This is a genomic window from Salegentibacter haimaensis (assembly GCF_054121495.1).
This window is the reverse complement of record NZ_JBSYGH010000001.1, coordinates 610,482-636,471: the sequence shown is the minus strand read 5'-3', so window position 1 is coordinate 636,471 and position 25,990 is coordinate 610,482. Positions and strand designations below refer to the sequence as shown.

The window sequence follows — 25,990 nt, the reverse complement described above, 5'->3', positions numbered from 1 at the left end:
AGTTAGTTGTATAAAGTTATTAATTTTTTAGTTCCCATTGAGATACCCAAGAATTTTAAGCATATCCTCCGATTTTTGCTGGGGACTAAAAACTTCTGTGGTTAAATTTCCATCCTTGTCGCGATCTATTAACAGGTGTTTAGGCTGAGGAATCAAACAGTGATGCAGACCTCCAAATCCTCCTATGGTTTCCTGGTATGCCCCGGTATTGAAAAACCCAATATATAAAGGTTTATCTCTTTTATACTTCGGAAGATAAATCGCATTCACGTTTTGCTCTGAGTTGTAATAGTCATCGCTATCACAGGTTAAACCGCCCAGAAGCACCCGCTCGTATTCATCATTCCAACGGTTCACCGCGAGCATCACGAATTTTTTGCTAATGGCCCAGGTATCTGGCAGGGTGGTTATGAAAGAGGAATTGATCATATTCCATTTCTCCCTGTCGTTTTGTTGTTTCTGGTACAGGATTTCATAGATAGCGCCCCCGCTTTCACCTACGGTAAAACTTCCGAATTCGGTGAAAATATGAGGCACCTCAACATCGGCTTCCTCGCAGGCCAGTTTTATCTGGTTGATGATTTCATCTACCATATACTCATAATCATACTCGAAATGCAGGGAGTTTTTCACGGGAAAACCTCCGCCAATATTCAAACTATCCAAAGTGGGACACACCTTTTTCAAGGCGATATAAACCTTTAAACATTTTATGAGTTCGTTCCAGTAATAGGCGGTATCACGAATCCCGGTATTGATGAAGAAATGAAGCATCTTCAGCTCTACCTGGTCGTTTTCTTTGATCTGCTTGTTGTAAAACGGAACAATATTTTTATACCCAATCCCAAGCCTGGAGGTATAAAATTCAAATTTCGGCTCTTCTTCAGAAGCTATTCGAATTCCTATCGGAAATTTCCCGTCAATGCTTTCAGAAAGCAAATCGATTTCCTCGTAATTGTCGATAATTGGGATACAGTTCTTATGCCCGTTATTTAAAAGACGAGCGATATTCTCAATATATTCATCCCTTTTAAAGCCATTGCAAAGCACATAGGTTTCATCGGTAATTTTGCCCGATTTTTTTAGGTGCTCCACGATATTGATATCAAAGGCCGAAGAAGTTTCGATATGAATATCGTTCTTCAGGGCTTCATTGAGTACATGTTCGAAATGCGAACTTTTAGTACAGTAACAATAATTGTAGGAACCTTTATAATCGTGCTTTTTAATCGCATCTCCAAACCATTTTTTGGCGCGCTTTATATTTTCTGAAATCTTAGGCAGATAGGTGAATTTTAAAGGTGCACCATACTGCTTCACCAGTTCCATCAAATCTATACCGTGAAACTGTAGTTCGTTATTCTCGAGTGTAAATTCCTCTTGCGGAAAATAATAAGTTTGGTCTATGAGGTCGCTGTACTTGGTATTCAATTTAGTAGATTAAAATTATGGTAAAAAATTAGGGATAATATTACCGCATCAAAAGATTTGACTGGTAAAAATTTGTTAAGAAAATAATCTTGCAGGGATTATTCAAGCCCCGAAGCGGGCTGAATACAAGGAATTCCGAACCGAAAAAGCGGCCGGACACATAGGTTTTTAAATTCGTCAACTAAAGCTGTGCATTAGATTTATTAAAATAAAAATCCCGAAAGTTCAGTTGAACTTTCGGGATCAAAAATATTAAAAAACTTTTTACTGAGTCACTTTTTTTAAAGCATCCCTAAATTAATCACTTCCTGCTCTGTAAGCCTTCTAAACCGGCCTCTTGGCAGGTCTTTTTTCGTGATTCCGCCAAAGACCACACGATCCAGTTTATCTATCTCATAGCCCTGGCTTTTAAACAGGCGCTGTACCACGTGAGCTTTAACCGAATTGGTTTCCAGGCCAATTTCATTTTTAGGCCTATCGGCGATATAACTAATGTTCTGAACCTTCACTTTTCCGTCTTCGAGGGTAATCCCTTCTTTAATTTTATCCAGATGTTCTTTTGCCAGAGGTTTGGTAAGACTTACATGGTAAATTTGGCGAATTCCGTTTCGGGGTTTCCCCAACCTTTTGGCCAGGGTGCCATCGTTGGTAAATACTAAAAGGCCCATCGCCTGGGTATCGAGTTTTCCTACGGGGTCTAATTTGGCTTTGGTGGCCTTGGCCATAATTTCCATCACGGTTTTCCCGCCTTTTTCGAGGCTTCCGGTAACAAAGACTCCTTTGGGTTTATTAAGCACAAAATATTCGGGTCGCTCGGGGCTAAGGCTTCTGCCATCAAATTTCACGTCATCGCTAAGCTGAACTTTATACCCCATCTCGGTGATTACCTTTCCGTTTACGGTAACATTCCCGGAGGAAATATAAATATCGGCATCGCGACGCGAGCACACCCCGGCATTGGCGATGTATTTATTGAGTCGAATTCCATCTTTTTTCTCTGCAGATTTGCTTGAAGCTGGTTTAGCTGAAGTCTTATCTCCCTGCTTTTTTATAGGGGCATTTCCCCGGGCATAAGAACTCTTTTTTTTGCCTCCACCCTGGCGGCCGCTAAATTTTCCTCCTGAAGATTTGTCGTTTCTACTCATATCGCTAATTTTTTGCAAAGGTACTGTATAACTACAGATTAAATAATTTATGAAAAGAATAATGTTCTGTAAAAACCAGCGGCTTTAAAATACCCTGTTGAGCACCTCGGGAAGATCTATTAGCAGAATGCTAAATACTCCTGCTACAATGATCAATTTCAGAATATTATGAAGTAAGAGATACTGCCATTTTGCTTTGCTGAAATACAGAAATAGCACAAAAAACACCAAAAGCAGTAGAGAAACGTAAAAATAATAGTCCATTTGGCCTGTGTCAAAGCGGGTGATCAACAGCAAAGTGGGGATTACCGCAAGTATGGTTAAAACCGAAAGGAAAAATTTACTCCATTTTTCTCCATAAACCACAGGGATGGTTTGATAATTTTGGGCCAAATCTCCCTGCATATTTTCCAGGTCTTTTACCAGTTCACGCATTACAATCATTAAATAGAGAAAAGTAGCGTGAATAAAGATAACGGTTTCAAAATTTCGATAATACACGAAAATCACAAAAAACGGGGTAATAGCCAGGATAGAAGCCACAAGATTTCCCAGGAACAGTATTTTCTTCAGCTTATGGGAATACAACCAGATGGCGAAAATATAGATCGAAAAGAAAACCACGGTTTTAAAGGAAACATAACTCGCGAAAAATATGGCGAGTAAATTCAGAATAAAATAAACCGAAAGCTTGGTGCGCTGGCTAATAATTCTATCCAGCATAGTCTTTCTGGGCCTGTTGATCAAATCTTTTTCGCTATCGTAAAAGTTATTGATGATGTATCCAGAAGCGATAACGGTGGCCGACGATAAAATGATAAAAAAGAGGTTGGCATCAAAAATCACCTGCCTTAGCGGAAGATCGGGTGCAAGAATAAAAGCCGAGGTAAGGTACTGCGCAATAACCAGCACCAGAATATTATAGCCCCGAATCGCCGAAAACAAACTAAGCAACTTCAGCAACAAGCGTTTGTTGGAGATCGAAACCATTAAGTGGTAATTTTGTCTAGAAGTTATATACCACTTCTAATTTATAATCTTTAAGGGATTTGCGGGCTTTTTCAATATCTTCAGTAAAACCAAGAATATAACCACCACCGCCTGAGCCACAAAGTTTAAGATAGTAATCGTTTGTGTCGATTCCTTTCTTCCAAAGTTTATGGAATTGCGCCGGGATCATAGGCTTGAAATTGTCTAAAACCACGTGGGAAAGACTTTTAACATTTTTGAAAAGCGATTTCACATCTCCTTTCAGAAAATCATCTACACAGGCATCGGTATGTTTTACAAACTGATCTTTTAGCATATTTCTGAAACCTTCCTGCTTCATATTTTCCATAAAGATGCTCACCATTGGCCCGGTTTCGCCGGTGCTGCCACTATCCAGAAGAAATACTGCTCCCTTGCCGCTTTCGGTTTGGGAAGGAATACCGGCAGGTTCGATATTGTCTTTTGAATTGATGAGAATAGGAATGCTCAGGTAGCTATTTAAAGGATCAAGTCCTGAAGATTTTCCGTGAAAGAAAGACTCCATTTCGCCAAAAATCTTTTTCAGCTTTAAAAGTTTCTCACGGGTAAGATTTTCAAGAACGGTGATTTTATCGGTAGCATATTTATCGTAGATCGCGGCTACCAGGGCCCCGCTGCTTCCCACTCCATAACCCTGCGGAATGGTAGAATCGAAATACATACCTTTTTCGATATCGGCATTTAGTGAAGCCAGGTCGAATTGTACTAATTCGGGGTTGTTTTTTTCGAGCTCTGCCAGATAATCGGCAAAACGCTGTAGACTTCTATTCGATTTAATAGCAGCTCCTGAAGGGTTCTCATCGACCTTTAAAGCGCCATTGTAAAAATTGTAAGGAATAGATAAACCTTTGGAATCTTTAATAATTCCATATTCTCCGAAGAGAAGAATTTTTGAATAAAATAGAGGTCCTTTCATATTGTATTAGCGTTTTGATCCTGAAGGTGACTTAGCATACCATAGGCCGATAAATCTTCATCAACCTTGTTCCAGTGTACACCATAGCCTCCAGGTGAAATTGTATAATCCATCAATTCTTCTTCAGAAGCCCTGTAAAGTTTTGGGAACCACTTTAGGGGCGAACCAATTTCCAAACCATCCTCCAAACTAAAAAAAACCTTCCCATCTCTAAATGAGACTTCTGTGATTTTAGAATTTACTTTAGATGTTTTCATGATTCATAAAATTCATCCCACTTCCTCTGAAAAAAGAATCTTCGACGCTCGACGATTTCAATTATAGACTTGAGATCGGCTTTTTTCATTCCGTAATTATAAATCAAAGTTAAGGAATCTAACTCAATCTTTACCTCCCCGCCTTTACCAGTAACATGAATATGCTTAGGCAAATGTTCATTGGAATAAAAAAAGAACCTAAATCCTTTACTTCGAAGTATAGTTGGCATTACTTAATTTCTATCGCTCCATCTCCAACCTGGTCGCAAATATACTGCCCTTTTTCGCAATAGCCAACCAACTCATTCTTAATGAATTCCAAAACTTTGGTCTTTTCGGCTTCGGGGTAGAGCAAATGTACATTGGCGCCCGCATCAAGGGTAAAGCAGAGCTTACTGCCGGTTTCCTTTCTAAAACTCCATATTTTATTGATGATTTCCAGAGTATTGGGCTTCATAAGAATAAAATAGGGAAGGCTGCTCATCATCATAGCGTGCAGGGTGAGAGCTTCACTTTCTACCAATTCGGTGAATTTATCCAGATCTCCGGTTTCAAAGATCTTTTGCAAGTCATGCAGGTTTTTATGAGCCTGTTTAAATCTGGCATTTGCAAAAGGATGTCCATTCATAAGGTCGTGCCCCAGCGTGCTGCTCACCTGTTTTTGGCCTTTATCAACCAGCAGGATCGTATCCTGATAGTTTTTAAAAACTTCGTGAAGTTTGTAGGGATATTTTATTCCGAAGAGGTCGCTGCTGCCCTTTGTTGCTTGATGCTCGCCCCATTCAATTACCGGGCCTTCAAGGCTGCGGCAGGCGCTTCCTGAGCCAAGCCTGGCCAGAAATGATGCCTTTTGAAAGAAATATTCTTCTGAAATTTCAGGATTTATCTGCTTCTCCAGGCTCATAATGCAAAGCGCCAAAGCACTCATCCCACTGGCCGAAGAAGCGATTCCGCTACTATGGGGAAAAGAGTTTTCGGTTTGAATTTCAAAGCCAAACTCCTTTAGAAAAGGAACATATTTCTCGATTCGCTGAAAAAACTTAAGGATCTTCGGCTTAAAATCTTCCTTCTTATTTCCCTCGAAGTAGAGTTCAAAATCAAAATCCTCGCCCCTGTTTTCTTTTTTGAAAAATTCCAGCCTGGTTTTGGTATGGCAATTTTTAAGCGTAAAACTAATCGACGGATTTGCAGGGATTTGATGTTCCAGTTTTCCCCAATATTTAACCAGTGCAATATTGCTGGGAGATTGCCAGGTATAATTCCCACGGTCGGGTAGATTTTCCAAATTTTGCAGAATAAAATCCTGTTCTTGCATTGCCTAAAATTTTAGCAAATATAGGTTTTAGCCGTCGAATCTACATCCTAAGCTAAAGCAATGAAGACTAAACGCGACAAATATCACTTTCTCAATCCAAATAAATTTTTATTTTAGTAAGTCTAAACCAATCAAAAAATGACCAGGAAGCTCTTCATACGCAGTTCGGTAGCTATCGGCATTTGCCTGTTGTTTGGTTTTATGGGAGCGGTTGCCACGCAAACCGGAATGAACGCCTGGTACCCCGATCTCACCAAATCCTGGTTTGATCCGCCCGAATGGATTTTTGGCCCGGTTTGGTTATTTATGTATGTATTGATGGGCATCTCGGCCGGCCTGGTATGGACCAAAGATTTTTATCATAAATGGGTGAAAACCGCCTTATACCATTTTGGATTTCAGTTGCTTTTCAATGGGTTTTGGTCGCTGTTATTCTTTGGGCTCCACGAGGTTTTCTGGGCCCTGCTTGCAGTAATAACATTATTCATCCTTGTGCTACTAACCATAAAATGGTTTAAAATCGTAAGCGATTTGGCCGCCTATTTAATGATCCCCTATGCTATTTGGGTTTTAATGGCTCTCGCACTAAACCTCCAGGTTTGGTGGCTTAATTAAAAATTATGAACAAGACTATCCTTATCACCGGTGCCTCCAGCGGAATTGGACGTGCCACCGCCAAGTATTTTGCCGAAAAAGGCTGGAATGTAGCCGCTACTATGCGTTCGCCTGAAAAGGAAACAGAGTTAATTGAAAGTCCAAAACTCAAGCTTTACCAACTGGATGTCACGAAGCATTCAGAAATTGAAAAATGCTTAGCCGAAGTAATTTCAGATTTCGGGAAAATTGATGTTTTGCTCAATAACGCGGGTTATGGAGCTGTGGGAGTTTTTGAAAAATCAACTTCAGAAGATATCAAACATCAATTCGAGGTGAATGTTTTTGGACTAATGGATCTTTGCCGGGCGATAATTCCGCATTTTAAGGAAAATCGCGACGGAACCATGATCAATATCACCTCGGTAGGCGGAAAAATGACCTTCCCGCTTTATAGCATTTATAATTCTTCAAAATGGGCTGTAGAAGGTTTTTCTGAAGCGCTTAAATTCGAATTGAGGCAGTTCAATATTAAAGTTCGCGTGGTAGAGCCCGGCCCGATTAAAACCGATTTTTATGGCAGATCCCAAAATCTATTCGAAAATGATTCGGTGACAGGTTATGAGGAGCTTGAAAACAGGGTGCTAAAAAAGTTTGAAAAAGTGGGCAAAGGTGCCCCGGGGCCAGAAATCGTAGCAAAAACGGTTTATGATGCCGCTACCGATAAAGGCTTTAAACTGCGCTACCCGGTTGGGCTGCAGGCCAGATTCATTTTGATGTGGCGCAAAATTTTACCTTCACGACTTTACAATAAAATTGTTTCAAAAACTATGACTTAGCCGCCATTGCCACTGCGGCTAAAAATCCACCTGTCCAGGCATTCTGAAAATTGAATCCGCCGGTGACGGCATCGATATTTAAAACCTCCCCTGCCAAATACAGGTTTTTATGCAATTTGCTTTCAAAAGTTTTGAAGCTCACTTCCTTTAGGTCTACCCCGCCGGCAGTGACAAATTCTTCCTTAAAAGTACTTTTCCCATTTACCTCAAAGCGAGCCTGGCATAATTGCCTGGCAAGGCTCTCCAGCTGTTTTTTATTGAGGTCGGCCCAACTTATTTCGGAAGTAATTCCAGCTGCACTCACTAAATTTTGCCAGAGGCGTTTCGGTAACGCGAATTTTGGAGTTTTTAAAACCTGTTGTTTGGCAAATTCGAATTTAAATTCCCTTAATTCTTCAGAAATTTCGTCTATTGCCCTCCCCGGCAACCAATTCACCGAAATCTGAAATTTATAATCAACCGCGTTCAATTCGCGGGCAGCACGGGCTGAAAGTTTTAAAATAGCCGGCCCGCTCATTCCCCAGTGTGTAATAAGCAAAGGCCCACGGCTGGGATCGAAATTGGTGTTTTTAAGCAGTAAACTTACCTCAGCTTCAGTTGCGATTCCCGGGATATTCTTTATTCGCTCGTCTTTGATATTAAAGGTGAACAGCGAAGGCACCGGCGGCACTATGCTATGCCCGAGTTTTTCCAGTAATTTCCAGATTTTGGGATTGCTGCCGGTAGCTATCAGAATTTTTTCTGCTGAAAAATCACCCTGTGAAGTTTTGAGTTGCCAGCGCTCTTCATTCTGGAAAATAGCTTCTACAGAGTGTTTCTTCAGAATTGAAATTTTTAGCCTTTCGGCCTCCTGTAAAAAGCAGTTGATAATACTTTCTGAAGAATCTGAAACCGGGAAAATGCGGCCATCATCTTCAATTTTTAATTCTACTCCCCGTTTTTCGAACCAATCCATAGTATCGCCAGTCATAAATTTATGAAAAGGCCCGAGCAGTTCTTTTTCTCCCCGCGGATAGTTTTTACTGAGTTCCTTCGGAAGAAATTCGGCGTGGGTCACATTGCATCGACCTCCGCCAGAAATTCGCACTTTGGTAAGCACCTCTTTTCCCCGCTCCAAAATGGCTATTTTCAGGTTGGGATTCGCCTCAGCCGCATTAATCGCAGTAAAAAATCCTGCGGCACCGCCACCAATAATTATGATATCGAAATTTTGCATTTTTGAGCTTTAGAGGAGTCGGTCGGGAAAATCTGAAATAATTCCGTCTACACCAAATTCTTTCATTCGTGCGATATCGGCCGGTTCATTCACCGTCCAAACATTCACTTTAAACCCGGCCTGGTGAGCGAGTTTCACGCTATCGCGGGTGATGATCCCCAGCGAGGGATGAATGGCACTCGCATTGAGCAATTTCCCTAATTCAATGGCTTCGCTAACACTGGCCTTACTAAGAACGGCCAGCGGAATATTTTCATCTAATTTTTTAATTTCAAATAATTCATTTTTCTGAAAGCTGGAAACGATAAAATTGTTGTAATTCCAGTTACCGGTTTCCACCAGATCCTTAATGATTTGAGCGGTGCCTTTGGCGGTATTTAATCCTTTAAGTTCGATATTGATATCACAGCGCCCTTCGATTAGCTCCAAAACTTCGGTAAGCAAAGGAATTTTATAATGGCCCTCAACCTGAAGTTGCTTAAGCTCTGTCCAGGTTCTTTTAGCTACCTCCCCGCTGCCATTGGTCGTGCGATCAAGAGTGAAATCGTGAATTACTACCAGTTCCCCGGTTTTACACTGGTGCACATCAATTTCTATGGCATCTACCTTAAATTTTAAGGCTTCAGCAATACTTTCAAGGGTATTCTCTGCCAAATGACCCTTGGCACCTCTGTGACCGATTTTGAGAAATTTTTCCATCGTACAAATGTAGAGATTTAGCAGAGATGATTTTTCTTTTAACGGATTTCCCAATCTTTAGAAAGGCTTATAAGCACTTAACATTTCTTTAGCGGGAGGCTTTCTTAAATTTACTTATTAACCATAGCAGACTAATAATGAGTAAACCAGAGAAATTTCCGGAACAAAACCAGCAGCAACCGGGCGACGAATACAGAATGCAGCCCACCCCCGAAATTATAAGAGCTAATTATAATGGCAGCGGTAAGTTATTAAACAAGGTGGCGCTTATCACAGGAGGTGACAGCGGCATAGGTCGCAGTGTTGCCGTGCATTTTGCCCGTGAAGGCGCCAACATTGCGATAGTTTATCTCAATGAAAATGAAGATGCTCTTGAAACCAAAAAACTGGTAGAAAAAGAAAACAGGCAGTGCCTCATTTTGAGCGGAGACCTGAAGAAAGAAGAATTTTGCCAGGAGATTATTCAAAAGACTATTTCAGAATTTAAAAAAATCGATATCCTGGTGAATAATGCCGCGGTTCAATTTCCAAAAGAAGATATACAGGAAATTAGTTTTGACCAGATCCAGGAGACTTTCGAAACCAATATTTATCCATATTTCTATGTGGGCAAAGAAGCCCTGAAGCATATGAAGGAAGGAAGTTGCATTATAAATACTACCTCGGTTACGGCTTACCGGGGGAGCGAACATTTACTGGATTATTCGAGCACAAAGGGAGCTATTGTAAGCTTTACCCGATCGCTTTCAAAAATGCTTGCAAAGAAAAAAATACGGGTAAACGGAGTGGCTCCGGGACCAATCTGGACACCGCTAATTCCCGCTACCTTTGATGATGTTTCCGATTTTGGACAGGACACTCCAATGGGACGTGCCGGGCAACCCAGCGAAGTTGCACCAGCTTATGTATTCCTGGCGAGTGAGGACAGCAGTTATATTACCGGGCAGGTAATTCACGTAAACGGAGGTGAGATTATTGGAGGTTAAAATTCGCATTTTATGAATACGAGATCTAACGAGCCTTACTGGTTAATTAAAAATTCCCTGGAACACTCCTACCCTTCCTTAAAAGAAGACCTGGCCGCCGAAAATTTGATCATCGGCGGGGGAATAACCGGGGCGCTTATGGCATACAGGCTTATTAAAGCCGGGAAAAAAGCCATCTTAATCGACAAACGCGACATCGCCAGCGGCAGTACCGCAGCCAGTACAGCCTTGCTTCAATATGAAATAGATGTGCCTTTATATGAACTCATAGAAAAACGTGGAATCACCTGCGCGGTTGAAAGTTATAAAAAGGGAGAGCAAGCGATTAAAGATTTGGAAAATCTTGTAAAGGAAGTGCAAAGCGACTGCGGATTCGAATTTAAAAAGAGCCTTTACTTCAGCCGAAACAGAAAAGATCTCGAATGGCTAAAAAAAGAGTTTGACTGCCGCAGAGAACACGGCTTCGATGTGGAATGGCTGGAAAAAGAAGACCTGCTGGAGATGGGTCTGGATGCCAGGGCGGCCATTTTATCAAAAACCGCTGCGGTGGTAGATGCCTATAAATTGGCAAACGATCTTCTTCATACTTGCAGTGAAAAAGGCCTTAAAGTTTTTGACCGCACCGAAATCCAGGATATCAGGGCAAATAAGGAGTTGCTGGAGGTGCGTTGTAAAAATAATTTGAAGCTCAGCGTTCGCAATATAATTCATTGTACCGGGTATGAAAGCACCGAAACTCTGAAGGAAAAGGTGGTGGATCTTAAGAGCACTTTTGCGATGGCATCTGAAGTTTACAGGGATTTCCCGAAGGCTTTTGAAGATCATATTTTTTGGAGTACCGATGCTCCTTATCTGTATTTTCGGGGAACTCCTGAAAAACGCATCATAATGGGTGGCGGCGATGTTCCCTTTAAAAATGCGAAAAGCCGGGATGCGATGCTTCCGAAGAAAGTAAAACAACTTCAGAAAGATTTTAAAAAGTGTTTTCCTCAATTGGATTTCACCACAGATTATTCCTGGGCGGGAACTTTTGGAGAAACCAAAGACGGACTTCCGTATATGGGCAAACCCGAGGCAGACAAAAATGAACACTATATTTTGGGTTTTGGAGGAAATGGTATAAGTTTTAGCCTAATGGGAATGCAGGCATTGCTCCCCAGCTTAGCAAACGAACCACATCCCTATTTGGAATATTATAAGTTTAACCGATAAAATTAGAGTTATGGATAAATGGTTTGAAATTAGTTTTAATTCGGCCCTGGCCATATTTCTTTCGGCAGCCGGAATTTATTTCGCTGTAATTCTCTTTACCCGCATAGCGGGGAAACGCAGTTTTTCGAAAATGTCCAGCTTCGATTTTGCGATGACCGTGGCCGTGGGTTCAATAATTGCCACCACGATTTTATCATCTTCGGTAAGCCTTGTTGAAGGGATTGTTGGCCTGGGCGCGGTTTATTTATTACAAATTACAGCTGCCCTCTTTAGGCGGTACAAAATCTTTCAGGAAGCCATAGACAATTCTCCCCTGCTCTTAATGAAAAACCAGGAAATCCTAAAAGAAAATCTTCGGAAAGCCAGAGTAACCGAAGGCGATCTGCGATCGAAGCTCAGGGAAGCCAACGTCCTGCAGCTTTCCCAGGTAAGAGCGGTGGTTTTTGAAACCACAGGTGATATTTCGGTCTTGCATACCGATGATGAAAATATTTCTTTAGAAGATTATTTATTAACCGACGTAATTCATAATTGATGAGTTGGACAGATGTACTGGGACTGGTTGCCGGAATTTGTACAACGGTGGCTGTGATCCCGCAAATTAAAAAGGCCTGGAAAACCAAAAAAGTAGAAGACGTGTCGCCGGGAATGTTCAGTATTTTGATTCTCGGGGTTTTTCTATGGGTAATCTACGGAATTACGCAAAACGACCTACCGATAATCGCCACAAATGGAGTCTCTTTGGGACTAAATGGAGTGATGCTTTATCTTATGATTCGTTATAGAAAAGCCAAAGGAAAAGATTAGCTGTTAATCTGTATTAAGATTAGATTAAAGTCTTCTTAAACGCCCTTTTCATCATATATGCAGGTGGTATTTTTATAGAAAATCCGAAAAAGATGAATGCAGTTGATTACAAAAAGAATCCACCGGCTTTTTCTGAAGAAACTAAAGTAAATCAGGAATTTAGCGAATTTATTCTCGAAAATAACCATCCCTGTCTTATGGCCCAAACCGTGTTTAGTATGGATAAGGCCGAGATACATTCCTACTCAAATTTTGGTTCCTTACAAACCGCCAGGAAAATACTTAAAGACCTAAAAAATTATATCGAAAACTATGATTTTTCCTCGAACGATTTCTATTCGTTTATCGCGGTTTTCCCCGAGAGAAAAGGTTTTAGTGAGGAGCAATTTGAAGCTTTGCTCTGGAAGCAGTTACAATTTATTCACGAGGCCGATGCATCTCCCTGGGATCCCGAAGTGAGTTCAGACCCAGACAGCGATAAATTCAGTTTTAGTATTGCCGGAAAAGCCTTTTATGTAGTGGGCTTACATCCTAACAGTAGCCGAAAAGCCAGGCAAAGTCCGTATCCCGCACTCACGTTCAATTTGCATTGGCAATTTGAAAAATTACGAGATATGGGGGCCTACGAAAATGTGAGAGATAAAATAAGGGAGCGCGATAAAGCACTTCAGGGCAATATCAACCCTATGCTCGAAGATTTTGGCAGCAACAGCGAGGCCCGCCAATATAGCGGAAGAAAAGTTGGAGAAGAATGGAAATGTCCGTTTCTTCACGGGAAAAATTAGCCCGATGTATCAACCTAAGAAGTATAAAAAAACCGGTTCAGCTTATATTTTCAATTTCATAAAGGAATTTCCATTCGCAAGCTTTGTTTTAAATGGAGAACGAATTCTGGCCACGCATATCCCGGTACTTCCCGAAGGAACTTCAGAAGATTTTTTACTCTTTGGGCATATCGCCAATCATAACGAACAATATCAATACCTAAAAGATGGCACCGAAGCTCTTTTAATTTTCCAGGGACCACAGGGCTATGTTTCCTCTTCCTGGTACAAGGAAAAAGATATAAGTACCTGGGATTATTCGGCGGTGCATATCAATGTAAGGATAAAATTGCAGAGCGGGGAAGAATTGGAAGCTTCGCTAAAAAAACTGGTAGAAAGATTTGAAAAGGAGCAGGAAAATCCGTTATGGTATGAAGATATTCCCCTGAAAATGTTGGAAGACCATCTACCACTTATCACAGGATTTTGGTGTGAACCCATAAAAATTGAGGCCCTGGCCAAACTGCATCAGGCTTACGATAAAGATGATGTAGACAGCGTTATAAGGCATTTAAACGAACAAGGAAATTGCCCCTTGAGCAATCAAATTAAAAAAGAACATGATTTATAATATTTCCAAACAAAGCGGAGCGGCCTTCCGCATCAAAAAAGGTCAAAAATTAAAGGTAATTTCTCCGGAAGCCGAACAGGTAAGCGATATGGTGCTTTTTAATGCAGAAGATCCAAGGGAGAAGCTATCTTCTGGAAAAACCCTGGACTTCGAGGAAAGCATACTCATCTCAAAAGGAAATTTTCTCTGGAGTAACCGAAGCAAAAAATTGATGGAAATTCTCGAGGACACCAATGGTCGTAATGATTTTTTACTGGCCCCCTGCAGCCCCGAAACTTTTGAAATTATGTATGATTACAAAGGTTACCACCCCAGCTGTTTTGAAAATCTCTACAGCAATTTAGCCGACTTTAAAATAGAGCCAGATGATATTCCCACGGCCTTCAATATTTTTATGAATGTGCAGTTCGACGAACGGGGAAAATTAAGCGTGGACCCTCCATTGAATAAAGCCGGAGACTATGTGCTTTTTAAAGCCGAAATGGACCTTATTGTAGGCCTTACCGCCTGCTCGGCCGAAGACAGCAACAATGGGAGCTTTAAGCCTATACAATACGAGATTTTAGACTAAAAAATAGTTTATTCTTCAAAAAACAAAAAGCCATCCCGAAAGATGGCTTTTTCAATTTTTATAACTTAACTGCCTATGAGACTGCTTTAAGCTTATTTATGGTAGATTTTGCCAGTTTTTTCTCGGCATATTCCCTATCTACAATTAATTGTGATTCATCGCTATCGGGAAGCTCAAACATGGCATCGGTTAAGATGGCTTCGCAAAGCGATCTTAAGCCCCGGGCACCAAGCTTGTATTCTACTGCTTTTTCAACGATATAATCTAAAGCATCTGGCGTCATTTCGAATTCAATATCGTCCATTTCAAATAATTTCTGATATTGTTTTACGATGGCATTCTTAGGTTCGGTAAGGATCGCACGAAGGGTTTCCTTATCTAATGGATTCATATAGGTAAGTGCCGGAAGACGACCGATGATCTCAGGAATAAGCCCGAAATCTTTTAAATCTTTCGGAATGATATACTTTAGCAAATTGGTTCTTTCAATATGCTTATCTCCCTTGGAAGCGCTGAAACCAACCGCCTGCATATTCAAACGCTTGCTGATGTTTCTTTCAATCCCATCAAAAGCTCCACCGGCGATAAACAGAATATTTTCGGTATCTACCTCGATAAATTTTTGATCGGGATGCTTACGCCCTCCTTTTGGCGGCACATTAACGGTGGTTCCTTCAAGAAGTTTTAATAGTGCCTGCTGCACACCTTCTCCCGACACATCGCGGGTTATGGATGGATTGTCGCTCTTACGGGCAATTTTATCGATCTCATCGATGAAAACGATCCCGCGTTGCGCCTTTTCAACATTATAATCGGCGGCCTGTAACAGGCGGGTTAAAATCCCTTCAACATCTTCCCCAACATAACCTGCTTCGGTAAGTACTGTTGCATCTACAATAGCCAAAGGCACGTTTAGCATCTTGGCAATGGTTTTTGCGATAAGAGTTTTCCCGGTTCCGGTTTCTCCTACCATGATGATGTTACTTTTTTGAATTTCAACATCATCTTCACTTTTAGGCTGCAATAATCGCTTATAGTGATTGTAAACCGCTACCGACATTACTTTCTTAGTGGCTTCCTGCCCTATCACATATTGATCAAGAAAATCTTTGATCACCCGGGGTTTGCTAAGCATAAGATCTGAAGACAGGTCTTTATTGCCTTCCTGCTTCAGTTCTTCCAGAACAATCCCGTGAGCCTGTTCGATACACCGGTCACAAATATGGGCATCGAGCCCTGCGATTAGCAGATGGGTTTCAGGTTTTTTTCTTCCACAAAAGGAACATTCTAATTCTTCTTTCGCCATTCTTTTTAATTTACGGCAGGGAACTCCCCGCCAAAATTATTTATCCTCTCTCGTTAAAATCTCGTCAATCATTCCGTATTCCTTTGCCGCTTCGGCTTTCATCCAGTAATCACGATCACTATCGTTTTCAATCTTTTCATAAGATTGCCCACTGTGCTTGGCAATTATCTGGTACAGTTCCTTTTTAAGGGTAAGGATCTCACGGGCAGTAATTTCTATATCGCTCGCCTGCCCCTGAGCACCTCCTAAAGGCTGATGAATCATCACCCTGGAATGAGGTAAACCACTGCGTTTTCCTTTTTCCCCGGCACATAAAAGAACCGCTCCCATAGAGGCAGCCATTCCTGTACAAATGGTAGCCACATCGGGTTTGATGAATTGCATGGTATCGTAAATTCCCAGGCCGGCATATACACTACCTCCCGGAGAATTGATATAAATCTGGATATCTTTAGAGGCATCGGTGCTTTCCAAAAACAATAACTGTGCCTGCACGATATTGGCTACCTGGTCGTTGATTTGGGTTCCCAAAAAGATAATGCGATCCATCATAAGGCGGGAAAATACATCCATCGCCACGGCATTCATCTGCCTTTCTTCAATAATATTTGGGGTCATTCCCACCGGGGTTAATGAACTAACAATTTTACCGTAGTAGTTGCTGTTAATCCCGTGCTCTTTTATAGCGTATTTTTCAAATTCTTTTCCGAAATCCATTAATATTTTTTATTTAAAAGTAACCTTTTTCATCAAAAAAAGGCGTTATTCCATACGGTTTAACGCCTTAAATATAGGTAATAAATTATAAAAAGGCCTATTGATAAATCTCTTTCACGAAATCTTCGTAAGTCACTTCTTTCTCTTCAAATTTCATATTTTCCTTATAGAAATCAAGAAGTTTTTCATTCATAAGTTGCTCAGAAAGACGTTTTACTTCATCCTGATTTGAAAGAATTCTGGCAGTGATATCATCCAGTTCTTTTTCTGAAGGATTCATTTGACCAAACTGGGCCATTTGCTCTTTAATTTTGCTGTGAGCAAATGCTTTAAGATCTTCAAAATTCACTTCAAGACCGTTGTCTTTAATGATTTTTCCTTCAATTAACTGGTAGCGTAATCCTTTTTCGCTCTTTTCATACTCTTCAACAGCCTCTTCTTCTGTAAGAGGTTTCTCACCTACTGTACGAATCCATTTTTGAAGAAATTCCTTTGGAAGATCGAATTTTGTAGTTTCGATCAAAGCTTCGGTCACATCGTTCATCAACTGCTGATCGCTTTGCTGTACGAATTGCTTTTCAGCATCTTCTTTGATCTTTTCTTTTAATTCGGTAACGCTCTTTACCTCATCTTTTCCGAAAAGCTTGTCGAATAATCCCTGGTCAAGATCGGCCAATTCTCTCTTGCTGATTTCAGAAACAGTGAACTCTACTTCAATATCCAGATCCTGAGCTTTCTCCTGCTCTATTTTTAATTGGCTTACAAGTTCCTGCTCATCTTTAAAAAGACCTTTAGTTTTTAGGGTGATGGTATCACCAACTTTAGCTCCTACAAACTTATTGAGGTTTCGCTTGCCTTTTATTTTTTCAAGCTCGATACTGCTTTGATTATCGATACCTTCTTCTTCATTTTTAAAAGTTCCGGCAACGATATCTCCTTCTTCAGCTACATCTTTGGTAACAATTTTACCATATTGCTTCTGAATATTTTCTACCTGCTTATCGATAGTAGCATCATCGGCAACAATATTATAACGGGTTACCGGCTTTTTAAGATCCAGGTTTACGTCAAATTCCGGAGCAAGGCCCAATTCAAATTCAAAGCTGTAATCTTCTTTATCCCAGTTAAAATCTTCCTGCTCTCTGGGAATAGGATTTCCAAGAACATCGAGTTTTTCTTCGGTAAGGTATTTATTTAAAGCATCCTGAAGCAGTTTGTTCACTTCGTCTACCAAAACTGCCTGCCCGTATTGCTTTTTTACCATCCCCATAGGTACGTGACCTTTTCTAAAGCCGGGAATATTGGCATTTTTACGGTAATCTTTAAGTATCTTTTCTACTTTTGGTGCATAGTCGTCTTTTGCGATATCTACTTTTACTACCGCATTCAGCTCATCAATATTCTCTCTGGTAATATTCATCTTGACTTGTTATAAAAATTGGAGTGCAAAATTACACTTTTTTCCCAAGCCCGCAAAGTATCAAATTGCTGAATTTCAGAGCGATTCTAATCTTTTCCCAAAAGCGAAAAAAGCAAAGACTGAAACAGGGATAACAAGAGACTAAAAATAATAGCCATTAGAAAGCCACTCACTCCAAACCCGCCTACAAAGGTATCGGCAAGAAGGATGATTATAGCATTGATGACCAGGAGAAAAAGCCCCAGGGTGAGTATGGTTACCGGTAGTGTTAGCAGAACAAGAACAGGTTTTACCAGTAAATTCAACAAGGCCAGGACCAGCGCGACTATTATTGCGGTAACATAGCCATCTACACTTACTCCCGGAAGCACCTTAGCCAGAATCACCACGGCAAGCGCAGTCAATAAAATTCGAAGAATGAAATTCATAATATTAGTTGGTTGGTTTAGTGATATAAGTATACAAAAAACGCCGGAATTATCCGGCGTTTCAAAAATCAGGTTTGTATTTTTCAGCCTTTATCTTACATCATTATCCAAGGTTATAGTCCCGTAATTTCCGGGATTAACCTGAGGCACCGATGCATTATAAGTATCGTTAATTTCTTCAATAATCGCGTTGGAAATCACTGCATTTCCTCTTGGAGTTAGGTGAATTCCATCAAGAGAAATTGCGCCCCCGGTAGCGAAGGTTGAAGTAATTGTACCCCCATCGAATGGAATACCTCCTTCATTCAACTGGTTAAGCAGCGCATTGGCATCTACGTGAGCCAGGCCATTAGCCTGAGCAAGGGCAGCAATAGTTTGGTTATAGGCCGAAGTAGCATTTCTAATCATTTGAATTTCATCCCGATCTAAAACATCGGCATCGTCAAGCCCGGCTACTGCACCAAAAAGAGTATCTACCTGTTCCTGGCTTGGAGTGCCTCCTGCCTGTAAGGTTCCCAACACCTGCATTACAGCATCGCTCATTTGCACTGAACCATATCCCTGTCTCAGGGCCGATTGGTTAATGGTTAGCAACAACAACTCATCTTCGGTCATTTGTCTAAATCCAAGCGGATTCATTTGAGTAGGTTCCACATCGATTACAAATCTGTTAGGTCCCTCATTAAAAGTAAGCGCATATTGAGAAGCCATCATCATAGCCTGCTCCTGCGGAACTCCCTGTTGCATTAATCCGCCGGCAAAGACCTGCGATACCGCTCCAAAAAATGCGGTAAGTTGGCCTGCAGTTGCAGCATCAAGCTCTAAAGCATTATTTGGAACCGTAGTGAAATAAGGAATTGAGGTCACATCTGGAATATTGATCAACACCCCACCAGAGGTACTGGCGCTAAGAGCGTTTACCATATTCATATAAACCGAACCAAATACGTTGGGATCGGTAATATCGTTTGGTCCATAGGTAGAAGGATCGGTATTATTGGTTTGATCTACCCCTACACCTCCAGAAGTTGCGAAAGAAAGCACATCGTTATTTCCTATCCAGAGGCTAAAGAAAGTAGGGTCCTGCGCCAGGGCATCTTCTAAAACAGTAGCCTGCCCCGAAGAAGCAAATCTTGCAAAATAGGGATTGGCGGCACCGGTAGCTACCCCCTGAATATTCCCGTAACCAGGAGCAACCAGGTGAAAACTTTTTGCACCGGGTACTCCCATATTATTAAATGGGCCTTCAAGAGTATTGGACACCTCGGTAGTAGGTTGGGCTCCGGTATAACGCTGAGGCCCGGGGTTGCCATCGGCTCCCACGGCAAGCACAAAGCGGTTTTGAGCAATTACATTTCCGCCCAAAAGAAGACCACCGGTATTATCACTTACGTAAGGAATTCTGAATTCATTTACATCCTGGGTTTTGGCAAACTGATTTGCCAGGATATTGGGATAGGAATTTTCCTGCCCGGTGATATAAAGGGCTCCATCGGCATAACCTGCGGTAAGTGAATTTCCAAGGGCAACATAATTAGAAAAATCGGCCTGACCATTGCTGTAAAAGCCTGGTTCATCTACCGGGTTATCCAACTCGGGCTCGCAGGAATATAATCCTACGGCTAATGCAGATACTGCTATATATTTAATATATTGTTTCATGATTTGATGAATTATAATTTGTAAGTCACACCTAGTCCGGGAATAAAGGCGCTTGATTTGTAAGTTCCTCTAAAAGGTACCCGAACCCCATCTTCGAAATAATGATCGTAAGATTCATTCACCTCCTTATATCGGTTATACAGGAAAGAAGCATCAATCGCCAGTTTGTCGCTGATATTTAATGACAACCCGCCGGTGAAACCCTGGGCGTCATTTCGAGGAGTTTCAGGCGCAAAATATCCTGATTGTACCGGAGATTCATCAAAGTAATATCCCACCCGAAGAGTAAACATTTCGTTGGCCAGGTACTGCATTCCGAATCTGTAGGTAGACGAATTTTTATAATTTCTTGGGTTGTTAGAATCTGGAATATTTGCATTGGCAAAATTTAGGTCCAGGGATTCATATACATCCCAGTAAGTGCGGTTGTAATCGAAGGCGAACAACCATTTGTCTTTAAATTCATACGACGCCCCAATCGATAATTCGGCTGGCAATGGCAGGGAAGCAGTAAATGCTGAATTCTGAAAGGGAGTTAATGGCGAATTGGGAATGTTCTGGAAAGTTGCCTCGCCATCTTCGGCATCCATAATAATTTCTGAACGATAGTTTACACCAAGAGTCAGGCTTTCGGTAGGAGTAAACATAGCTCCAGCCGACCATCCAAAGGCGCTTACACCACTCGCATCGGCAGTTACGTTGGCACGATTCCCTTCAATATCGGTAAGTGAACGGGTAAGGTTTCGGTTAAAGTTAACCGATCCATTTACATAGATAGGTCCACCACCAATGCTGGCCCAATCTGTAATCTTATAAGAAGCTAAAGCCTGAAAATAGATAGCCTGTAAGTCTATATTGTTTACCAGGTGAGACCCGGCCCAATCGGTAGGCCATTCAACCCCACTTCCGTAGGGAGTATAGGCTGCAAAGCCAAGAGAGAAACGTTCGCTTAATTTATAGGAAAAATAGGCGTAAAAAGGCGTACCTACAGAACTATCGGTTCTATAGATCTCCCCGGTTTGTTCATTTTGCCAAACCACATCCGAAAAAACGGCACTGGCCCCAACGGCAACATTTATTTTGTTTTCAAGATGCGCAAGACCTGCCGGATTAAAAAATGCAATTTCAGCATTGTTGACCATGGCAACCCCGGTATGTCCCATTGCAAGCGAGCGCTGACCCTGTAAGCCAACTCTGTATCCACCTGCGTAGGTTACGGCACAGGCCAAACCAAACATACTTAGCAGTAGTAATTTTTTCATAATGTAGAATGGGTTAATATTTAAATTGATAAAAATCTTAGCTCAAAATTAGCATAAATTAAAAAATACGCAACAAAACAGACGAATTTATTATGCGTACATAGCAAATTAAGAAGAAATTAAAGAAAGCTCTCTACCGCATCGTAAAAGGCTTCCATATTTTCGGCGTGCACCCAATGCCCGGCGTTTTCTATAGTCACAATTTGAGCTTCGGGAAATTGATTTTTGATATCAGATTCATCTTCTTTGGTGATGTAATCGCTATTGGCACCCCGAATGAATAGCACAGGACCTTCATAAGATTTCTCCTGCGGAAGGGCTTCACCAACATTTTCGATATTCTTCTTTAAGGCTGAAAGGTTTACTTTCAAAACCAGTTTTTTCTGACTTTCTCTTTCGAGGTTCTTCAGCAGAAACAACCGAATTCCTTTATTGGAAATAAATTCTGAAAGCAACTTATCGGCCTCTCGGCGGGAGCTTAAATTTGCCTTATCTAAAGCCGTTAGTCCTTCCAGGATTTGCTGATGGTGTGGCTCATAATATTTAGGTGCAATATCTACAACGATTAATTTTTCAATCAAATCGGGATTATTGGCAGCTGCCAGCATCGCGGTTTTCCCTCCCATCGAATGCCCGAGGAGAATGATGTTTTTTAAATTATGTTGCTCACAGTATGCTACCAAATCGGCCGCAAGGAGGTCATAGCTAAATTCATCGCTATGCGGACTTTTACCGTGATTACGCTGGTCCAGCATATGAACCTGATAGCCAAGTTCAGAAAATTTAGTTCCCAGGGTTTTCCAGTTATCGCCCATTCCCAGGAAGCCGTGAAGGATTACGAAAGGCTGGCCTTCTCCAACAATATTTGAATGTAATTGCATAAAATTTATTTCAGAAGTTTAAGGTACTCGGCGATGGTTTTCTCCAGCCCCAGGTAAAGCGCCTCAGAAATCAGGGCGTGACCAATAGAGACTTCGGCTAAATGAGGTACGTTTTCTTTAAAAAATCGGATATTTTCAAGGGAAAGATCGTGACCGGCATTTACTCCCATTCCAAGATTATGCGCGAGTTTGGCGCATTCAGCATAAATTTCTACGGTTTCTTTATGGCCTTTTGCAAAGTCCTGCGCATAAGATTCGGTATAAAGCTCAATGCGATCTGTCCCGGTATCGGCCGCCGCTTCTACCATTTTAAGATCGGGATCCACGAAAATCGAGGTTCTTATCCCTTTCTTTTTAAATTCTGAAATCACCTCCTTAAGATAATCGGCGTGTTTTAAGGTATCCCAACCTGCATTTGATGTTATAGCATCTTCAGCATCGGGCACCAGAGTTACCTGTGCGGGTTTAGTCTCAAGGACCAGGTTTATAAATTTAGAAACCGGGTTTCCTTCAATATTAAATTCGGTTTTTAAAACAGGTTTGAGATCTCTCACATCGTTATAACGAATATGTCGCTCATCTGGCCGGGGATGCACGGTGATGCCCTGGGCACCGAAAGATTCAATATCCCGGGCAACCTTCACCACATTGGGAATATCACCACCTCTGGCATTACGCAGCGTGGCTATTTTATTGATGTTTACGCTAAGTTTGGTCATAATATTGGCTTTGATAACAAAAATACAAACTTGTGACTGCCGGGATGAATTTTATTTTGATTAATTTGCAGCAACAAGAAGCCCGATTTATGAGCATTGAAGCACATATTATTAATGATGTTGAAATAAGAAAATTCAGTGAAAGCATTGAAAGCTTGCAGGAGATTTTCAGCCAACTCACCTACACCCATCTTCCTGTAGAGAATAATGGGATTTATATGGGATGTATTTCTGAAAATGACGCGCGATGCTTTGAAACTTCCAAAAAAATTGAAGACTACCAATATGCGCTAGAAGGCTTTTTCGCGAGAGAAGGCGCCTATTGGCTGGATGTTCTTGAAATTTTCGCACAAAACAACACCAATATTCTTCCGGTACTTAATGAGGAAAATAAGTATTTAGGATATATCGAATTAGGCGAAATTATAAACCTTTTTAACGAGACTACTTTTCTAAGTGAAGCCGGAAATATTTTGGTGATCGAAAAGGGCTTTAAAGATTACTCGTTCAGCGAAATTAGTCAAATTGTAGAGTCAAATAACACGCATCTTCTGGGCGCTCTTGTATCAAAAATCGAAAATGACATGGCGCAGATAACTCTGAAGCTTACGCCTTCGGGACTAAATGAGATCATACAGAGTTTCAGGAGATATGGATACAATATAATTTCTGAACACCAGGAAGATAATTTTGCCAAAAATTTAAAAGACAGGTCTAAATACCTGGACAAATACTTGAACATCTAGAGATGAAAATTGGTATATATGGTCAATTTTACCACCCCAATGCCGGGAAATATATAGCCGAGTTGCTGGAATTGCTCGATCAGGAAAATGTTGAAGTAATTATCGAAGAGAAATTCCTGGAGTTAATCAACCTCAACAAAACCATTAAAAAAGAATACAGCCATTTTAGAACCTTTGAGGAACTCGATAGTTCTTATGCTTTATTCTTCTGTATTGGCGGGGATGGTACTATTTTAAAATCCATCAATTTTATTCGCAATCACGACATTCCCATTGTTGGAATTAACACGGGCCGCCTGGGATTTTTAGCCACCATGCAAAAGGAAGAGGTGAAAGATAACCTCCATAAAATTCTCGAAGGAAAATACAGCATTTCCCGGCGTAGTGTTTTGGACATCAGCACCAACCCGCAAAGTGCCGATCCCGTTTTTAAAAATGTGGCCTTAAATGAAATTGCGGTTAGCCGTAAGAACACCACCTCGATGATCACCGTAGACACCTGGCTGGATGGGCAGTATTTAACCTCCTATTGGGCCGACGGCCTGATTATTAGTACCCCAACAGGTTCTACCGGATATTCTTTAAGCTGCGGTGGCCCTGTAATCACCCCCGATGTAGATTCCCTGGTGATCACCCCCATTGCACCGCATAATTTAAATGCACGACCATTAGTAATAAAAGACAACACCACCATTACCCTAAAGGTTTCGGGACGGGAAGAACATCACTTGGTTTCGATGGACTCCCGCATAGCTACCCTACACACCAATACCGAAATCATCATTAAAAAAGCCCCCTTTACCATCAATTTTGTGGAATTAAAAGGTGATAGTTTTTTGCAAACCCTACGAAAAAAACTGCTTTGGGGTGAAGATAAACGCAATTAAGCAATAAAAGTCTGAGAAAACTGTTTATGAAAATGTACAATTCTGCTCAAATTATTGCAGAGCAAACTTAATTGTTATATTTGCAAACTTTTGAAAACCTATGAGGTACCTAACGGCTATTGCTTTCATGTTTATTTTTACGCTTAATACACAATCCCAGACCTTTGAGATGGGGCCTTTTGTTGGTGGCGCAAATTATATTGGAGATGTGGGTAGAGGGAATTACATTTTCCCTAATCGGTTGGTAGGTGGCCTAATTGCCAAATGGAACCGCAGCCCGCGTCACGCCTTCAGACTTTCTCTAAAATATGCTGAAATTGCCGATGACGATGCAAATTCTTCTGAAACCAGGAGAGTAAGAAGAGGCCATTCTTTTGAAAATAATATTGCTGAAGCCTCGCTGGGAGTGGAATTCAATTTCTGGGATTTCGACCTGCACGAAGGGCATCCTCAAAGCACTCCTTATCTCTATACAGGACTAACCTATTTTAGAGCAGATCACGTTTACCTTAAAAACGGAACCTCTAACCCCATGGTGAATGAAGGATCTAATTACTCCTTCGCCATCCCCATAATTTTTGGATATAAAGAAAGCATTACAAAACATATAGTAGGGGGTTTTGAAATTGGAGCCCGTTATACCTTTACCGATAACCTGGATGGCAGCTGGCCTGAAGAATTTTTAGGCACACGCGATCCCACAATAGAGTTTGGAAATAGAAATACCAACGATTGGTATATCTTTACCGGAGTAAATTTCACTTTTTCCTGGGGAAGAAAACCCTGTTACAGTCGTTTTTAATATGAATTTTAAAGAAAACATAGATCTTAAAAGATTACCCAAACACCTGGCCATTATTATGGATGGCAACGGAAGATGGGCTAAACAAAAAGGATTTATGAGGGTCGCAGGTCACGAAGAAGGTACCAAAGCTGTAAGAGACGTGGTAGAAGCTTCAGCCGAACTAGGAATTGAAAATCTTAGTTTATACGCTTTTTCTACCGAAAACTGGAACCGCCCCAAACTTGAAGTCAACACCCTGATGCGGTTACTGGTTTCCAGTTTAAAAAAAGAACTAAAAACCCTTCAGGATAACGATATAAGGCTTACTGCAATTGGCAGGTTAGAGAACCTTCCGAAGAAAGCTTATAAAGAACTGCAGGAAGTTATCGACAAAACCAGTTCCAATAAAAGAATGACCCTTAGCCTGGCTCTTAGCTATGGCTCAAGAGAAGAAATTACCAGCTGCGTAAAGCAAATAGCCGGCAAAGTTAAATCTGGCGAATTATCTCCCGATTCTATTGACGAATCGGTTATTAATCAGCATCTTTACACCCAAAATTTACCCGATGTAGATCTATTGATTAGAACCAGCGGGGAACAACGCATAAGCAATTTCCTATTGTGGCAAATCGCTTATGCCGAATTATATTTTACAAACATCTTATGGCCCGATTTCAGAAAAGAAAATCTATACGAGGCCGTTTATAACTATCAAAACCGAGAAAGACGATTTGGAAAAACCAGTGAGCAACTTAGTTAGCCTTTC

The 25,990-nt window shown here is 41.1% G+C and carries 30 protein-coding genes; 13 read left to right on the top strand and 17 right to left on the bottom strand.

The window, feature by feature from the left end; translation table 11 throughout:
• Positions 1-27: 27 nt before the first annotated feature.
• From ACW6QP_RS03020 to ACW6QP_RS02990, 7 genes are all read right to left on the bottom strand, one after another.
• Entirely contained in the window at positions 28-1,431 is a 1,404-nt protein-coding gene (locus tag ACW6QP_RS03020) for an arginine decarboxylase (RefSeq protein WP_457909354.1), read from the bottom strand.
• 281 nt (positions 1,432-1,712) lie between these two features.
• Complete coding sequence (locus tag ACW6QP_RS03015; protein WP_457909353.1) at positions 1,713-2,576, bottom strand: pseudouridine synthase; 864 nt, start codon at positions 2,574-2,576, stop codon at positions 1,713-1,715.
• 84 nt (positions 2,577-2,660) lie between these two features.
• Entirely contained in the window at positions 2,661-3,566 is a 906-nt protein-coding gene (locus ACW6QP_RS03010; protein WP_457909352.1) for a geranylgeranylglycerol-phosphate geranylgeranyltransferase, read from the bottom strand.
• Between the two features lie 16 nt (positions 3,567-3,582).
• Positions 3,583-4,521, bottom strand: coding sequence for a mevalonate kinase family protein (locus ACW6QP_RS03005; RefSeq protein ID WP_457909351.1), 939 nt, complete (start codon positions 4,519-4,521; stop codon positions 3,583-3,585).
• Positions 4,518-4,778, bottom strand: a complete 261-nt coding sequence (locus ACW6QP_RS03000) for a DUF2442 domain-containing protein (protein ID WP_457909350.1) — start codon at positions 4,776-4,778, stop codon at positions 4,518-4,520. The genes ACW6QP_RS03005 and ACW6QP_RS03000 overlap by 4 nt, the downstream gene beginning before the upstream one ends.
• Positions 4,775-5,008, bottom strand: coding sequence for a DUF4160 domain-containing protein (locus tag ACW6QP_RS02995; RefSeq protein WP_457909349.1), 234 nt, complete (start codon positions 5,006-5,008; stop codon positions 4,775-4,777). Before ACW6QP_RS02995 ends, ACW6QP_RS03000 begins: the two co-directional genes overlap by 4 nt.
• Positions 5,008-6,093: a diphosphomevalonate/mevalonate 3,5-bisphosphate decarboxylase family protein gene (locus ACW6QP_RS02990; protein ID WP_457909348.1), complete on the bottom strand. Its 1,086-nt coding sequence runs from the start codon at positions 6,091-6,093 to the stop codon at positions 5,008-5,010. Before ACW6QP_RS02990 ends, ACW6QP_RS02995 begins: the two co-directional genes overlap by 1 nt.
• 138 nt (positions 6,094-6,231) lie before the next feature.
• Here ACW6QP_RS02990 and ACW6QP_RS02985 point away from each other — a divergent pair, with 138 nt between their 5' ends.
• Both ACW6QP_RS02985 and ACW6QP_RS02980 read left to right on the top strand, forming a co-directional pair.
• Positions 6,232-6,708, top strand: coding sequence for a TspO/MBR family protein (locus ACW6QP_RS02985; protein WP_457909347.1), 477 nt, complete (start codon positions 6,232-6,234; stop codon positions 6,706-6,708).
• 5 nt (positions 6,709-6,713) lie between these two features.
• A complete protein-coding gene (locus ACW6QP_RS02980; protein ID WP_457909346.1) occupies positions 6,714-7,526 on the top strand; it encodes an SDR family oxidoreductase in 813 nt (270 codons plus the stop codon).
• Here the strand turns inward: ACW6QP_RS02980 and ACW6QP_RS02975 are convergent.
• The gene (locus tag ACW6QP_RS02975; RefSeq protein ID WP_457909345.1) at positions 7,516-8,742 is read right to left on the bottom strand and encodes an NAD(P)/FAD-dependent oxidoreductase; all 1,227 of its coding nucleotides are present in this window, start codon (positions 8,740-8,742) and stop codon (positions 7,516-7,518) included. The genes ACW6QP_RS02980 and ACW6QP_RS02975 overlap by 11 nt on opposite strands.
• A 9-nt stretch (positions 8,743-8,751) precedes the next feature.
• Positions 8,752-9,441, bottom strand: coding sequence for a glycerophosphodiester phosphodiesterase (locus tag ACW6QP_RS02970; RefSeq protein WP_457909344.1), 690 nt, complete (start codon positions 9,439-9,441; stop codon positions 8,752-8,754).
• A 137-nt stretch (positions 9,442-9,578) separates the two neighbouring features.
• On the opposite strand from ACW6QP_RS02970, the gene ACW6QP_RS02965 reads away from it, so the two are divergent.
• The 7 genes from ACW6QP_RS02965 to ACW6QP_RS02935 all read left to right on the top strand — a co-directional run bounded on the left by ACW6QP_RS02965 (position 9,579) and on the right by ACW6QP_RS02935 (position 14,412).
• Positions 9,579-10,427 (top strand): SDR family oxidoreductase, encoded by an 849-nt coding sequence (locus tag ACW6QP_RS02965; protein WP_457909343.1) that lies wholly within the window; start codon positions 9,579-9,581, stop codon positions 10,425-10,427.
• Positions 10,428-10,439: 12 nt separating this feature from the next.
• Positions 10,440-11,639: an NAD(P)/FAD-dependent oxidoreductase gene (locus tag ACW6QP_RS02960; protein WP_457909342.1), complete on the top strand. Its 1,200-nt coding sequence runs from the start codon at positions 10,440-10,442 to the stop codon at positions 11,637-11,639.
• Positions 11,640-11,649: 10 nt separating this feature from the next.
• On the top strand, positions 11,650-12,174 hold the full coding sequence (locus ACW6QP_RS02955; protein ID WP_457909341.1) for a DUF421 domain-containing protein: 525 nt from the start codon (positions 11,650-11,652) through the stop codon (positions 12,172-12,174).
• Positions 12,174-12,446, top strand: a complete 273-nt coding sequence (locus ACW6QP_RS02950) for a SemiSWEET family sugar transporter (protein WP_457909340.1) — start codon at positions 12,174-12,176, stop codon at positions 12,444-12,446. The genes ACW6QP_RS02955 and ACW6QP_RS02950 overlap by 1 nt, the downstream gene beginning before the upstream one ends.
• A gap of 92 nt (positions 12,447-12,538) precedes the next feature.
• Positions 12,539-13,231 (top strand): guanitoxin biosynthesis heme-dependent pre-guanitoxin N-hydroxylase GntA, encoded by a 693-nt coding sequence (gntA, locus tag ACW6QP_RS02945; protein WP_457909339.1) that lies wholly within the window; start codon positions 12,539-12,541, stop codon positions 13,229-13,231.
• Between the two features lie 4 nt (positions 13,232-13,235).
• A complete protein-coding gene (locus ACW6QP_RS02940; RefSeq protein WP_457909338.1) occupies positions 13,236-13,841 on the top strand; it encodes an FMN-binding negative transcriptional regulator in 606 nt (201 codons plus the stop codon).
• A complete protein-coding gene (locus ACW6QP_RS02935; RefSeq protein ID WP_457909337.1) occupies positions 13,831-14,412 on the top strand; it encodes a DUF1989 domain-containing protein in 582 nt (193 codons plus the stop codon). Before ACW6QP_RS02940 ends, ACW6QP_RS02935 begins: the two co-directional genes overlap by 11 nt.
• 73 nt (positions 14,413-14,485) lie before the next feature.
• On the opposite strand, the gene clpX is transcribed toward ACW6QP_RS02935, so the two are convergent.
• The 8 genes from clpX to ACW6QP_RS02895 form a co-directional block, all read right to left on the bottom strand.
• On the bottom strand, positions 14,486-15,718 hold the full coding sequence (gene clpX / locus ACW6QP_RS02930; RefSeq protein WP_457909336.1) for an ATP-dependent Clp protease ATP-binding subunit ClpX: 1,233 nt from the start codon (positions 15,716-15,718) through the stop codon (positions 14,486-14,488).
• 36 nt (positions 15,719-15,754) lie between these two features.
• Positions 15,755-16,435 (bottom strand): ATP-dependent Clp endopeptidase proteolytic subunit ClpP, encoded by a 681-nt coding sequence (gene clpP / locus ACW6QP_RS02925; RefSeq protein WP_457909335.1) that lies wholly within the window; start codon positions 16,433-16,435, stop codon positions 15,755-15,757.
• A 97-nt stretch (positions 16,436-16,532) separates the two neighbouring features.
• Positions 16,533-17,855, bottom strand: coding sequence for a trigger factor (tig, locus tag ACW6QP_RS02920; RefSeq protein WP_457909334.1), 1,323 nt, complete (start codon positions 17,853-17,855; stop codon positions 16,533-16,535).
• A gap of 86 nt (positions 17,856-17,941) precedes the next feature.
• On the bottom strand, positions 17,942-18,283 hold the full coding sequence (locus ACW6QP_RS02915) for a phage holin family protein (protein ID WP_457909333.1): 342 nt from the start codon (positions 18,281-18,283) through the stop codon (positions 17,942-17,944).
• Between the two features lie 90 nt (positions 18,284-18,373).
• Positions 18,374-19,945, bottom strand: a complete 1,572-nt coding sequence (locus ACW6QP_RS02910; protein ID WP_457909332.1) for a G-D-S-L family lipolytic protein — start codon at positions 19,943-19,945, stop codon at positions 18,374-18,376.
• Positions 19,946-19,956: 11 nt separating this feature from the next.
• Complete coding sequence (locus ACW6QP_RS02905; protein WP_457909331.1) at positions 19,957-21,207, bottom strand: OmpP1/FadL family transporter; 1,251 nt, start codon at positions 21,205-21,207, stop codon at positions 19,957-19,959.
• 119 nt (positions 21,208-21,326) lie between these two features.
• Entirely contained in the window at positions 21,327-22,088 is a 762-nt protein-coding gene (locus tag ACW6QP_RS02900; protein WP_457909330.1) for an alpha/beta fold hydrolase, read from the bottom strand.
• Positions 22,089-22,093: 5 nt separating this feature from the next.
• A complete protein-coding gene (locus ACW6QP_RS02895) occupies positions 22,094-22,807 on the bottom strand; it encodes a pyridoxine 5'-phosphate synthase (RefSeq protein WP_457909329.1) in 714 nt (237 codons plus the stop codon).
• A gap of 89 nt (positions 22,808-22,896) precedes the next feature.
• Between ACW6QP_RS02895 and ACW6QP_RS02890 the strand changes: the two genes are divergently transcribed.
• From ACW6QP_RS02890 to ACW6QP_RS02875, 4 genes are all read left to right on the top strand, one after another.
• Positions 22,897-23,553 (top strand): CBS domain-containing protein, encoded by a 657-nt coding sequence (locus ACW6QP_RS02890; protein ID WP_457909420.1) that lies wholly within the window; start codon positions 22,897-22,899, stop codon positions 23,551-23,553.
• Positions 23,554-23,555: 2 nt separating this feature from the next.
• On the top strand, positions 23,556-24,440 hold the full coding sequence (locus ACW6QP_RS02885) for an NAD kinase (RefSeq protein ID WP_457909328.1): 885 nt from the start codon (positions 23,556-23,558) through the stop codon (positions 24,438-24,440).
• A gap of 100 nt (positions 24,441-24,540) precedes the next feature.
• Positions 24,541-25,242 carry a type IX secretion system protein PorG gene (porG, locus tag ACW6QP_RS02880; protein WP_457909327.1) on the top strand — a complete coding sequence of 234 codons (702 nt, stop codon included), beginning with the start codon at positions 24,541-24,543 and terminating at the stop codon, positions 25,240-25,242.
• A gap of 1 nt (position 25,243) precedes the next feature.
• Positions 25,244-25,984 carry an isoprenyl transferase gene (locus ACW6QP_RS02875; protein ID WP_457909326.1) on the top strand — a complete coding sequence of 247 codons (741 nt, stop codon included), beginning with the start codon at positions 25,244-25,246 and terminating at the stop codon, positions 25,982-25,984.
• Positions 25,985-25,990 lie beyond the last annotated feature (6 nt).